The organism is Methylobacterium sp. J-077 (assembly GCF_022829365.1).
Classification (GTDB): Bacteria; Pseudomonadota; Alphaproteobacteria; order Rhizobiales; family Beijerinckiaceae; genus Methylobacterium.
Genome location: NZ_JAKSYJ010000070.1, coordinates 1 through 12,007, shown reverse-complemented (window position 1 = coordinate 12,007; position 12,007 = coordinate 1). Strand labels below are relative to the sequence as shown.

The 12,007-nt window shown below is 62.7% G+C and carries 10 protein-coding genes and 2 pseudogenes; 10 read left to right on the top strand and 2 right to left on the bottom strand.

All coding sequences use genetic code 11. The features are described from left to right. On the top strand, positions 1–756 hold a 756-nt coding region (locus MKL11_RS04395), incomplete at its 5' end, for an IS3 family transposase (RefSeq protein ID WP_243940622.1). 151 nt (positions 757–907) lie between these two features. Continuing rightward, positions 908–1,147 carry a helix-turn-helix domain-containing protein gene (locus MKL11_RS04390; protein ID WP_243940620.1) on the top strand — a complete coding sequence of 80 codons (240 nt, stop codon included), beginning with the start codon at positions 908–910 and terminating at the stop codon, positions 1,145–1,147. Here MKL11_RS04390 and MKL11_RS04385 read toward each other — a convergent pair. After that, positions 1,119–1,478 carry a helix-turn-helix transcriptional regulator gene (locus MKL11_RS04385; RefSeq protein WP_243940618.1) on the bottom strand — a complete coding sequence of 120 codons (360 nt, stop codon included), beginning with the start codon at positions 1,476–1,478 and terminating at the stop codon, positions 1,119–1,121. The genes MKL11_RS04390 and MKL11_RS04385 overlap by 29 nt on opposite strands. Before the next feature lie 262 nt (positions 1,479–1,740). Between MKL11_RS04385 and MKL11_RS04380 the strand changes: the two genes are divergently transcribed. The 8 genes and pseudogenes from MKL11_RS04380 to MKL11_RS04345 all read left to right on the top strand — a co-directional run bounded on the left by MKL11_RS04380 (position 1,741) and on the right by MKL11_RS04345 (position 11,531). Then, positions 1,741–2,406 carry a hypothetical protein gene (locus tag MKL11_RS04380; RefSeq protein ID WP_243940617.1) on the top strand — a complete coding sequence of 222 codons (666 nt, stop codon included), beginning with the start codon at positions 1,741–1,743 and terminating at the stop codon, positions 2,404–2,406. Positions 2,407–2,528: 122 nt separating this feature from the next. Beyond that, entirely contained in the window at positions 2,529–3,359 is an 831-nt protein-coding gene (locus MKL11_RS04375; RefSeq protein ID WP_243940615.1) for a hypothetical protein, read from the top strand. Further along, a complete protein-coding gene (locus MKL11_RS04370; RefSeq protein ID WP_243940613.1) occupies positions 3,356–5,437 on the top strand; it encodes an AAA family ATPase in 2,082 nt (693 codons plus the stop codon). The genes MKL11_RS04375 and MKL11_RS04370 overlap by 4 nt, the downstream gene beginning before the upstream one ends. A gap of 49 nt (positions 5,438–5,486) precedes the next feature. Further along, positions 5,487–5,822: a DUF6634 family protein gene (locus MKL11_RS04365; RefSeq protein WP_243940611.1), complete on the top strand. Its 336-nt coding sequence runs from the start codon at positions 5,487–5,489 to the stop codon at positions 5,820–5,822. Between the two features lie 215 nt (positions 5,823–6,037). Next, positions 6,038–7,024 (top strand): hypothetical protein, encoded by a 987-nt coding sequence (locus MKL11_RS04360; RefSeq protein ID WP_243940609.1) that lies wholly within the window; start codon positions 6,038–6,040, stop codon positions 7,022–7,024. A 626-nt stretch (positions 7,025–7,650) separates the two neighbouring features. Further along, positions 7,651–8,868, top strand: coding sequence for a tyrosine-type recombinase/integrase (locus tag MKL11_RS04355; RefSeq protein WP_243940606.1), 1,218 nt, complete (start codon positions 7,651–7,653; stop codon positions 8,866–8,868). Between the two features lie 352 nt (positions 8,869–9,220). Then, positions 9,221–10,027: pseudogene (locus MKL11_RS04350) on the top strand (transposase). 1,063 nt (positions 10,028–11,090) lie between these two features. Then, a complete protein-coding gene (locus tag MKL11_RS04345; RefSeq protein WP_243940604.1) occupies positions 11,091–11,531 on the top strand; it encodes a hypothetical protein in 441 nt (146 codons plus the stop codon). Between the two features lie 60 nt (positions 11,532–11,591). Here MKL11_RS04345 and MKL11_RS04340 read toward each other — a convergent pair. Next, a pseudogene (locus tag MKL11_RS04340) lies at positions 11,592–11,747 on the bottom strand (integrase); the annotation flags it as partial. Positions 11,748–12,007: the final 260 nt, after the last annotated feature.

The window sequence follows — 12,007 nt, the reverse complement described above, 5'->3', positions numbered from 1 at the left end:
GGTTTCGGCCACTCGTCCCAGCGTTACAGGAAGCGCTCCAACCCGCAGGTGGCACTGCGGATGCGGCTGAAGGAGTTCGCTGCCGCACGGGTCCGCTACGGCTACCGACGGCTGCACATCCTGCTGCGGCGGGAGGGCTGGGAGGTGAACCACAAGCGCACGTACCGGATTTACCGGGACGAGGGGCTGTCGATCCGGTCCAAGCTGCCCAAGCGCAAACGGGCCTGTCGCTACCGACAAGGGCGACCCGCGATCGGCGGACCCAACGAGGTCTGGGCCATGGACTTCATGTCTGATCGCGTCTTCGACGGGCGTCCGTTCCGGATTCTGACCGTCGTCGATTGCCACACGCGAGAGGCGCTCTCACTCACGCCGAGAGCCAACTTCCGTGCCTTCCAAGTGACCGAGGCGCTCGACGCCTTGGTCAGGCTGAGGGGTCGGCCCAAGAGCCTGCGGGTCGACAATGGGCCGGAGTTCGCCGGCCGCATGCTCGACCAGTGGGCTTACCTGAACGGGGTCGAGATCGACTTCTCTCGACCGGGCAAGCCGACCGACAACGCCTACATCGAGTCGTTCAACGGCCGCCTCCGAGCGGAATGCTTGAACGCCTCGTGGTTCCTGTCGCTGGCCGATGCCCGCGAGCGCATCGAGGAATGGAGGTGCCACGACAACGAAGATCGACCCCACACGGCCCTGGGCGGCTTGACGCCCCGAGCCTTCGCCAACCAAGCTGTCACCGCCCGAAAACTTGCATAGGCCGTGGACCACAAACGGGGTCAACTCCAGGCCCACCGCGCACTAACTTCACCCCCGGACCACCCTGTGGGGGCCGGTCAATCGCCCATGCCGTTACGAATGTGACTTAAAGTCCGTCGTCTTATCGTCCACATCCACGCTCGATGCGTGGGTGAAACGGACCTATCCAGGCGCTCTCCGAGAGATACTCGCGACCAATCTGCGGCGGATGCGGGTAGAGCGGGGCCTCACTCAGGAAGCGCTGGCGGATCTCAGCGAGATCGACCGCACGTATATCAGCGGGATCGAACGTGGCCTGAGAAACCTTTCGATCGACAATCTGGAACGCTTGGCGCGGGCGCTTCGGCTCGAACCCTGGCAGCTTATACGACGGTCGGACGGCGACCGCTAACACGCGTCCGCAGTCGCTCGATGCGGTCCACCCCAAGGCGCGCGGGTTTGGATAATGGATCAGGCCGCGCATTACCGTCGATCAGGCCGACTTCGCCATCGCTACTGCAAACGAACCTGATCCCGCCGGCCCTGAGGGCCGCCAGAACGGCCTGCATCTTTCGCGGTTGGGTGCGGGCCGTACCGGCTTCGAGCATCACGACCGTACGCCTCACTACGTGCGCCTTCCGAGCGAGTTCCTCCTGCGTCCAATCCAACAGCACGCGAGCCGCGCGAAAATGGCGCGCGCGAAGAAAGTCGAAATTTTCCCTTGATTTGAACCCAATGTGCATTATCGTCTACAGGGTAATGATGATTCGGCGCATCCGATACTACGCCGTAAACTGACCTGCTCAGGCCGGCGGGATCGGATGCTTTTCCGATACCTTCAAGATCGGCTGATATGGCGGTTTCGTCAAGCAAGACGAGCCGCGTCATTCCTTCGATTGAAGGAATGCGCACGCATGCACGGTATCGTGCCACGTGGCGGAACCCGTTCGATCAGCATCCGCAAGCGCGCGGTCGTCCCAGGACGATCGAGATCGAAGCAGCCACATGATCCAGGAAGATCCCCCGCCGCGTCGGCACGCGTCGCTGTCCGCCCTCCGATGGCGGATGCGTCGAGGCTGTTTGAATGCGAAGCGCCTCGAATACGAGGCGTCGGTTCTGGCTTCCATATACGGCGCTGTTCGGCTCGGTGAGGACTTGGAACTCGCCGGTCTGCTGCGAGAAGTCGGTCTTGGCGAGGATGCGATCTCGGCCCTCCGTTTTCGACAAAATAGCAGCGAATTCGGCGTTATCCTTCCGACGGACCACACGTGGAATCAAGGGCGCCTGAAGGACCGTGCCATCGGTGTCGGCCTTCGTGAGTCGGCCGTCGGTCGATCGGTTCTGATCGTGCCGCCCGCCGAGGTCCGATTGCAGCCGCGGCTCCACAACGCCAAGCGCATCTACCATACCAAGATGGTCCCGGCTTGCGGTGACCTGGAGACGCTGACCACCTGTATCGACGCTCGGGGCGACGGGGCTTCGCTTATTGACTGCGAAGCAGCGTTGGCAGGGCCGCATCCGCGGAATCGCATCTTCGGTCTCGTATACGGCGGGCATTTCACGATGGATCTCATGGCCGGGATTACCGACCAGAGTGTCGTACGGCTCCGGCACCCCCATCCGAACTGGTGTTGGGAAGCACTGGGTTGGCACCCCATTCACGCAGTCTGATCCCATTCACCGCGGTACCGGAACCGCGTGAACCCGGTCTTCGGCCGCGCGAGGCGAACGCCCGTTCGGACGGCAGCGATCGCGTCAAAGGCCGCACGATCATCTTCCACATGGAGCCAGCGATGGCTGAGAGCAACATCGTCCTCCAATTCCCGAGCGGTCGGCTGCTCGTAGATGCGTCACCCTCCGGTGCGCGGAAGCAAACCGTCGCCGGCCTGGTGCGAAGCCTCGCGGCTATGCGGCGCCTACCCACGTCAGCCTCGGAAGAGCCGCTTGCGATTAAGCTGAGCGCGCTCACCGGCCTTGCCGATCGAACCGTCAATTGGCTGACGGCCCTCGCCCAGAGCGGCGTCATCACTCCGGCATCAGCCGGAAGGCTTGCTCTGCGGCATTCCGACGAGGTAGCCGCAAGCTGCCCCGGATTGCACAGGGTCGCGAAGAGCGCCGCAAGGTACGCCTTGGCCGTCGCGGGAGACCCGTTCGGGCGGTTCGCTTTCCGGCTGCATGGGAAGAACGCGTGGATCGTGTTCGCACCGGTCGACAGCCTCGGCTTCCTGTCGGAACTCTGCCCCGGTGAGAGGATACAGGCGTGCATGCTCGTCGGATGCGATGCCGAGCGATGGACGACCGTCCGGCTCCTGAATTCCGGAGACTGGCGTCGTTGCCTCGGTACGCTCGGCGCGGGTACGAGCCGCTGCGGGTGCCATCACGTTCTTCTTCTCGGCGGTTTGCCCTCGCGGGAGCCGGAGCGCTCGGACACGCTGACAGGCATCGAACACGCCCTCGGCCGGGGTGGAAATACGCGCTTGGTGTCCTCGTCCCTGAGGAAGCGAGCGGGTGCCGCTGGCTCGGTTCCAGGCCAAGATGAATCGCGCGACGTGCTGGCGATGATCGAACTGGCTTTTCCGGGCCTGGTGGATGTTCAGGTGCCAGCCGGAGATCCTGAGCGATGACCCGGTCGGGCGGCACGAAAACGAAATCCAAACGGTCCTCATCCGTGAGCGCGGACCGGGCGCGGCGAACGATGATCCGGCGTCTTCTCCAGCGTCTCGACGCGTGCCGCGCCCCCGCCTCCGAGTGCACGGATCGCACCGACGTCCTCAAGAATCCCGGTCTCGAAGTGGCCGGCGCGACCATCCTCCTCGGCGCGGCCCTGGCGGCCAATGCCGGCTTGGAGAGGGCGATTCGGAATTCCGCGCCCGTGGTTATCGTCGAAGTCCCGAATGCGCACTGGGTCGAGCCGATGGCGAAGGCTCTCGCTGCGGTCTTCGGGCCGGATATCGAACGTCCGCCGGCTCCTACGGAGCCCGGCAGGCGCCGGTACCGCAACGTGCCGGTCGTTATTACGGCAGGAGCCAAGAGCCGTCAGTACGACCCAGATCACCCAGCCCGTATATCTCGGGCCATACGCGATTACCGCACCTTGATCGGCGTGACCGGGCCCGTGTGCCCGCCTTTGCCCGACGAGCTTCTGCGAGCGTGCGACGAGCGGCTCGCTATTGAAAGCTTCGACCCCGAGGCTGTCGAACTGCTTCTGGAATATGTCGTCGGAACGGCGCCGGACAGACGTCTCTCCGAGGATGAAGCCTCGGAGATCGAACCGCTGGATCTGCGCGTCGCCGTCCATCCCGCCCGAGGTGCGGAAGGGTCGCTCGACCGGCTCTCCGCTATCCTGAGAAAGCGCCTACACCGAAGTCGATCGACGGACGTGCCGTTGTTGCAGGACCTCGCAGGATACGGCGCAGCCCACGAATGGGGTCTCGCGGCGGCCGCCGATCTATCGGCTTATGCCAAGCAGACGATCCCGTGGTCTGCATGCGAGCATGCGGTCCTCCTCGCCGGGCCGCCCGGAACGGGCAAGACGTCCTTTGCGGCTGCCCTCGCTCGACAGGCTGGCGTCCCGTGCCTCTCCGGATCGCTCGCCCAGTGGCAGGCGGCGGGTGAAGCCCATCTGGGCACGACCCTGAAGGCTATGCGCGCCTTTTTCGAAGCGGCGGGGAAGGCAGCTCCCTGCGTCGCTCTGATCGACGAGGTCGACTCGTTCGGAGATCGGCGCAATTTCGCGCATTATGCCCGAGATTACTGGACCCAGCTGGTGAACGGGCTCCTGGAATGCCTTGACGGCGCCGGCGGGCGGGCCGGAATCCTGCTTGTCGGTACCACGAACCACCCGGAACGGATCGACCCCGCTATTCTTCGATCGGGACGCTTCGACCGATGCATCACCATCCAACCTCCCTCGATTTCCGATCTCGCCGTGATTTTACGTCATCATCTCGGGCAGGATCTGCCTGACGCCGACCTGACTGATGCCGCGCGGCGGGCGGTGGGCGGCACGGGTGCGGACTGCGCGGCGTGGGTACGCCGAGCCCGCGGCCACGCGCGGCGCGCAGATCGCGCCCTCACGCTGAAGGATCTCATGGCCGAGATCGGCCATGCGGACGAGGCTCCGAGCCAAGCCGACGATAGGCGCGCCGCCGTGCATGAGAGCGGGCACGCCGTCGTCGCACATGCCCTCGGGTTCGAACTTCATGCCGTCACCCTGCACAGCGGTCCCGGCTTGGGTGGCGAGACGAGGCTCAAAGCAAGGGACCTGTATCCGACCGGCCGGGACCTGCGTGATCAACTCGCAGTCTATCTCGCTGGACGTGCAGCTGAGATCCTCGTGCTTGGCGCCCCCAGCGTCGGTTCAGCAGCGGATCTCGTCGCTGCAACCGAGCTCTGTGGGCAGATGCATTGTCGTTGGGGCCTCGAAGGCCGGATCACCGTTCGCCCCCTCGACCCGATGCCGAACGGTCTCGATGTCGCCATCGAGCGTGATCTGCAGCGTGCGTTCGGTGTTGCCATGTCCATCCTGTCGCAACGACGTGCCGGCTTGGATCGTCTGACCGAGCTTCTGATCGCGCAGCGCTCGCTTGAGAGCATAGAAATTGAGCGCGCGCTGGAGGCGGTCACGTCAGGCGTCACCCCAAGCATCACGACATCCAAAAATCAGCTTTCGAGTAGCTCCGGCTGCGGGACGAAGAGCTGAGACGACACTGTGTGGTGTCGACCAAAGCCGACAACTGGGGATTGGCGTCATGTCGATTCTGAACCGAGGTCCGGGTCCCTTTCCTGAACTCACGCATCGGGCCAGCAAGTACCGCGCCCTTGCGGAGGACCTGGAGCGTATTGCGCGCGGCGAGCACCCCGGCGAATTGGACCTGCGCGATGCTCCATACCTATTCGACTGGCAGCTCTTTCTGATGCCGCTTCCGTACCTCCTTGGAACCGTCTTCGGCCATCCAAAGATCGAGGACGGACATATCTGCAGGACGAGCGAACTCATCACGTTCGATCCAGTCACAGGGTACGCCCGCACGTTCTCGCGGTTCTACCGTCTAGGCTCGCCAGCCCCAAAAGACGGCATCCAATAAACGTAATAAAGTTAATATTCGTTTCGCAGGACACGCATAGAAAGACAATTTTCGCGATCGATCTGGACGGCATTCGCGCGAGACGTCCTGCATATTTGGTGGGAGATGCACGGAACCGTATCGGGCCGACGCATGGATTCTGTGTGAAGGCCGGATTGGATCAGGCGCAGCCGGTCGAGGAGGGATCCGGAGATCGAAAGCCTAGGCTTTCGTTCGTGTCTACGATCGCCGAAATCGGGCTCAAGGCCGATCAGCGCCGCCACGACGGGCAGGCGTGCCGGTGGATCGACGGAGATGGGGAAGGAGCGTTGCCGATGACGCCCGCAATACCACGGTCGATCAAAGGTCTTCTTCGCGGCTCGCGCGGCGATGGGGTTCTGACGATCGCGTTCATGGATTCCGCCGTCACCGTCCACGCGGCTCCTGCCTGGGCGCTCGATGAGATGCTCGAGGTTCCCGACCTCCTCGGACCAGGCGTCTACCTGCTGATCGGCGTGGCCGAGGAGCCGTCCCAGAAAGCGCGCGCGGTCGTCGGAGAAGCGGGAATGCTGCGCGAGCGATTGGCCGGTCACGCCACGGATCCGAAGCTGGACTTCGTCTACGAGGCCATCGCGATGACGGGACCGAACGTCATGAACGAGACGGTGCGCCTCATCCTTCAGCGACGCCTCGTCGATGAGATCGTCCATGCCGGGAGGATCGGCCGCGTCCTCGGACGCTACCCTGAGCGATGCACGGCGTCGGTCTACGACGTCGTCGCGGCGACGCGCATGCTTGCGGATGTCCGCCCGCTCTTCGGTCTCGTCGCTCCGGGACTCATCGCCGATGTCGAGCCGGTCACCGAACCCTTGGCCGCGCGGATTGCCGCGCTTCCCAGAGGTGTCGACCCAGAGGGAGCGACCTGGACCACGCACGAGATGGCTCATGCGGGCGCCAACGCCCGTGCGTCCATGCTGGGCCGTGAGACGGTCCTCCTGCCCCGATCGACGATCCTCGCCGAGACGCGCGGTGCTGCGAAGTGGATCGTCGCACGCAGGACCGAGCTGAAAGCGCGCGGCGTTCTGGTCGCCCATGCCGATCCCCGCCTCCTGCTCGTCGCGGCTTTCATCGCCTTCCGCACTGCCCACGAGGCGGCGGCGTTCGTGACGGGCGGCGCCGCAGGTTCGGCACGCCTGACGTGGCTGCCGGTCGATGAGCCTTGAGCCGCCGCGGGATGTCGCGACGCGGGCGCCATGAAAGGAGTGGGCGATGGGCGTCCCCCGGACGTGGCTGCACGCCGGAGCGAAGGAACGGTGCCGCTAGGACGAAGGTGTGGATTCCGCGGTGATGTCACCGAACGAGGAGCTTGAACGCCATGTCGCGCAGGATTTCAAGATCACAGTTCGAAGCAGGAACAGGGATAACTTGTGATGGAAACGCGGATTTATTGATGCAGAGGCAAAATAATCTGCTTGATCTCACGAAGAAAATCGAATCATCTTATGGCGATCGCATCTATATGAGCCTTTCCGAGGTCGCGATGCTTGTCGGTCTCAGCACGAAGACACTCAGGCAGCATGCTCTGGTGGGAACCATCTCGTATGCGCTGCGCGGATTCGGAAGGGTGAAGGTCAGACGCTCGTTTACGGCGCGCGACGTCGCGCGGTTCTGCGCGCGTGTCTCTGGAGACAATATAGAGGCGAGACCGCCCGCACAGCGGCGTCGAAAAACAAGTCGTTCGACGTCCGGTAGATCGAACTGATCATCTGCCGCACGACATCGTCTCAACACTGGGATTCCGCGTCCCGGCGGTGAACGCGTGCGCGCTATCCTCAAGGGAGAGTCTCTCATGCCGCGCAGACGAAACGGTGACGGCCTCTACAAGCGGCCCGACGGAACTTACCACTATGATGTTGGCAAGGGCGTAGATCGCATCACGATCGCGACGGGAAAGCACGACAGGAGAGCGGCTCGCGACGTCGTTAAAGATGAATTGGCGCAGCGAAAATTTGCGATGGCGCGCAGCCTCGACAGGAATGCTGTTCAGACAGCGCCGATGTCAGGTAAAACATACCTTCTCGGGGAAGTTTTGGAGCAGTGGATCCAAAAGCATCGGACCACGAACAGGAACGATCGGAATTTCCGGAACAATAGTCGCTCGGCGCGGCAACTGGTTGACGAGTTGGGAGCTGATAAGCCCATCTGCATGATCAGGGCGCATGATCTCCGCAAGATAGCCAATCGATACAGAGACGAAAAGACAAGTCCCACAGGAAGAAAATTGAAGGAAGCGACCATAAACAGACGCGTACTCGACCCGATGCGCGGTATGTATAATTTGGCCCTTAAAGAGCTTCAAGTTAAGAATCTGCCGTACATTGTTTGGTCGACGATCGGTAGGCGCCCGCATAACGAGCGAGCCCGCTATCTGCGGGCGCACGAAATGGAGGCCCTGGTCAAGGAGGCACCCGACAAGGATGCCTTGGTTCACGAGTTCATGTGGCTAACGGGTATACGTGTTGGGGCTGTCGTCAATTTGCGCTGGTCTGATATCGACGAAAGGCTTGGTGTCATCTCAATTCGCAACAAAGGCGGGGCCATTCATGGGATTCCCTTAACCCCGGAGACGCGTCAAATCATCGGATTAGTCCGCGGCGATCATCCTGAATTTGTCTTCACATATCGAAATAATCGTTTACGTAAGAGGACGCCGCTCACATACTGCACGTTTTTCAAGAGAGCTCGAAAAACATTTAATTGTGCCGGCCTCGTAGATTATGTCCTGCATGATCACCGACATACTGCGGCGTGCCTCATTTTCGTTGCGAGCAATTTCAATATGTATGCGGTGAAAGAGTTACTTGGACACAAAGATATCAGTTCATGCGAACGATACGTACATCTCGACAAAGAACGCCTCCGTCAGGACCTGATGAAAATCAGTTCCTGGGCGCCATCGATCGTCGGGTGCGAGACCAAAATGTCTCTGTTCTTCTCGGATGGACCTCCGGCTCTCTCGATCGCCTTCCTACGCGCGAATGACAACCTTCCCGCCTCGCGGCGTTGATGGCGTTTGCGGCGGCCGGCTTGGTGCCGGAACGCATCTTCACGGATCGACTAGAGCCGTGCCCGCGCGGCTTGAATCGTTGGAGTTAGGCGGTTGGGCGCGCGTGTGCTTCACTGGCTGGGCTTACGAGGCAGGATCGCCATGCCTTCAGCCCTGTCGGTGGATCTGCGCGAGCGTGTGGTCGCTGTAGTCAGCCCCGCGTCCCAGGGGGTGACGGCTTCACCGCGAACGTCGCCGCTCGGGCCTGTCGGGTCGCGAATGGCGCTCGACCTCCAAGCCCCGTTTCATAGTGAACCGAGCAGCTTGGCTTTTGGTTAGCGGCGGGCGTCACGGGTCTGACCCTGGAACCCTGATGCACACGCCCGCCGCCCGTGCGGGGCTTCGGCGCGAGAGCTTGCCTGATGCGCCTTGCCTCAGGGATGCCGAATGGGCGATGGCCGCGCCGCTGGCCCTGGCACCATCCGGCACGGGCAGACGGCAGCGCTGAACGCGGCGCGCGGTTCGCGACGACGTTCTCCAGATCCTGCGTACGGGCTGCGCCTGCCTCCGGTCGTCCTCGCGCAAGAAACGGTGCACCACTGGTTCTCGCGCCTATCGTAGGCCGGCGCGTCCGAGCGCCTCGCCCAAGCCCGCACGATGGACGACCGGGAGTGGGTCGGGTGCCAAGCTGGGCCGGCAGGCTGCAGCCTTGGTGCCCGGGCATTGCGTTCCTGGGGCGTCGGCGTGGCGGTAGAACGTAACTTCGATCCGGCGCCACGGGTCGTCGGGCGCACGCGCCACCGGCGCACAGAAGTGGACAGCCGCCGGCGGGTTGCCGCTGTCTCCGCCACAGGCCTGCATGCAGCCACGGCGGCGTGTACTCCTTCGCGCCTTGCGCCAGCTGTGGCCGTCCCTGCCGGCTGCTTGGCCGCCCGCGCCTTACAGGGTAAGCGCGCCGGCACGGCAAGTGTCATCACTGTCGAGATCGTCGAGCCGCAAGATTGGCCGAAGGGCTTTGCCGTGCAGCCCGAGCGCCGGGACATCGTGCGGACCTTCGACTGACTCGCATTCCGCTGACAGCTCGCCCACAACCACGAGGCCATCGAATCGTCCAACGTTTGCGTTCTTCGTCCCTGCCGCCGCGATAATCCTCGACAGACGCCTCGCTCGAACCCGATGAAACGGGGCTGACTGTGGACATGCTTCAGACAGCTGTCGCTGCCTTGGCCTCTCCATCGGCCGTAGGACACGCTGCACCGCCGCGAACTGATCAAGCTTCGGAACGGCCGCGCTTGGCGAGATGCCGATCGACCTCTCGGCACGGCGCCGCGCAGGTGCAATCGACGGCCGCACTATCACCCGCGGGTTGAGTGTCCGACATTCCGGAAGGGCATGCGAGGGACGTTCCGAATCGTCCAAACAGCGCGCGTGTTCGGCAGCCGTCGCGCGGAAAGCGACCGAATTTCCCGATCTGAGTCGGGATCTGGGGCTGTGGATCCGGATTGCGTCGTCGTCTCAGGACTTTGAGGGGGCCTCGTCCAGTTCGTCCGGCATTATCTGGATTCGCCCCAGTCGACCTACGACTGCGGCATGCAGAACGGCTGATCTTGGATCAGATGGGAACCGATGGGAGCCAGGACTCCCGATCGTTTCCCGATGAGCGTCCGTAGGACACCCCTTGCTCTCTGCGCTTTCAGTAATGAACTAGAAATTGAAATGCACGATATTTGGGATCAAAAATTTCGATCCAAGCTTGACAGGATTCAGGCCAGGAGACGTGATTCGATTTTGCGCAAACACCGCACACCGTGAAGGAATGACAATCGATACAGCTTCATCGGCCTTCTGTAAACGCCGGGGCTTGAACGAAGGAATGAATTTCCGCCCGCAGGAAGGTATGGCGCTGAAGCGTCAAACTGATCCGTGCGGATCGAAAGGGTTTTGGGCCGGCGCGAGATGGCCGGGCGCACGCGCTGTCGCGGGGTCGAGCGCGCTGCGCTTGGCGGCTTTGAAGTCCGCGAACCTGCCCGAGGTCCTTGCGTTCGATACAGCGCCGGTCAGTGCGCAATTGACGAGATGGACCGCTGACAGCTCGCGTGTGTGGATCTTGCACGCGGCGGCGACGCGACAAGCTCGGCAAGAGAAAAGACTGTTTTCGTGCCCGGCGCCCTACTATAGGCCGCGACCCGCTCGCATCGATGCAAATTATCGGCCGCGATAAATTACACTTGGAGACGATTTCAATGGCGGAAGACGACTCGACGGCGGGCGAGTACTTGCACGCCTTTACGCTTTATCAGGATCCGAAAAAGGGCAAGGACACGAGCGCCGATGCGCGCAAGGCCTACACTGATGCGCTGAAGGCCAAGGGCTTCCGGCCGAACGCTACCGGCACCTCCGGCAAGCGGGTGCACCTGCTCAAGGCCACCATGGTCGGGACCTTTCGAAATGAAGCGGCTGCCATAGCCGCGGTGCAAGACGCCGAGACCGCGGCGGAGGCCGCCGACCCGGGCAAGTTCTTCCGCGAGAGCGCGGTTCTGACGCCCTACCGCCGCCTGCGGCTTGTCGGTCCCCCCGTCGCGAAGGCCACCGCTACGGCGAAGCCTGCGACCGCCGCGAGGCCGACGCGAACCGGTGGAATCCTGGCCGAGATCCTGGACCAACAGAAGCCGAAGCGCGGGTAACCAAATGCTCAACCTCGCCGTACGGCCGACCGATTTTTGCCCACAGCCTTTCAAATTTGGCTAGATGTTTGGTCCCGGCATATGGTGTGACGGATTGAGCCTGAAGCGTTCGGGCTCTTTCGTCCAGGTCTGGCAGATAAATTCGTAGGGGGTGAGGCCTCGCAGGGTCTTCAGCCGGCGACCGTAGTTGTAGGCCTCCACGAACAGTTGCAGGTGGCGGCTAGGTCTGCTTTGAGGAGGCCTTGAGATAGAGATGGATGGCCTGTATGGGCGCAGAGTCGAAGGTCCGCTTCCGCGCGTACAGCCCATTTCCGCTTCCCACCCACCCCAGACACTCGAGAAGCCTCAGTCGCTCCCCATCAGAAATCGTCGTGGGCGATCCTTCTGGCGAGAGCCTCCGGCAGGCCTTGGGTCGGCTTTGCAGGTGGCCTGCTGAAGGTACCAGTCTCGGCTTTTCGGGGGCGGAGCGCGATAAG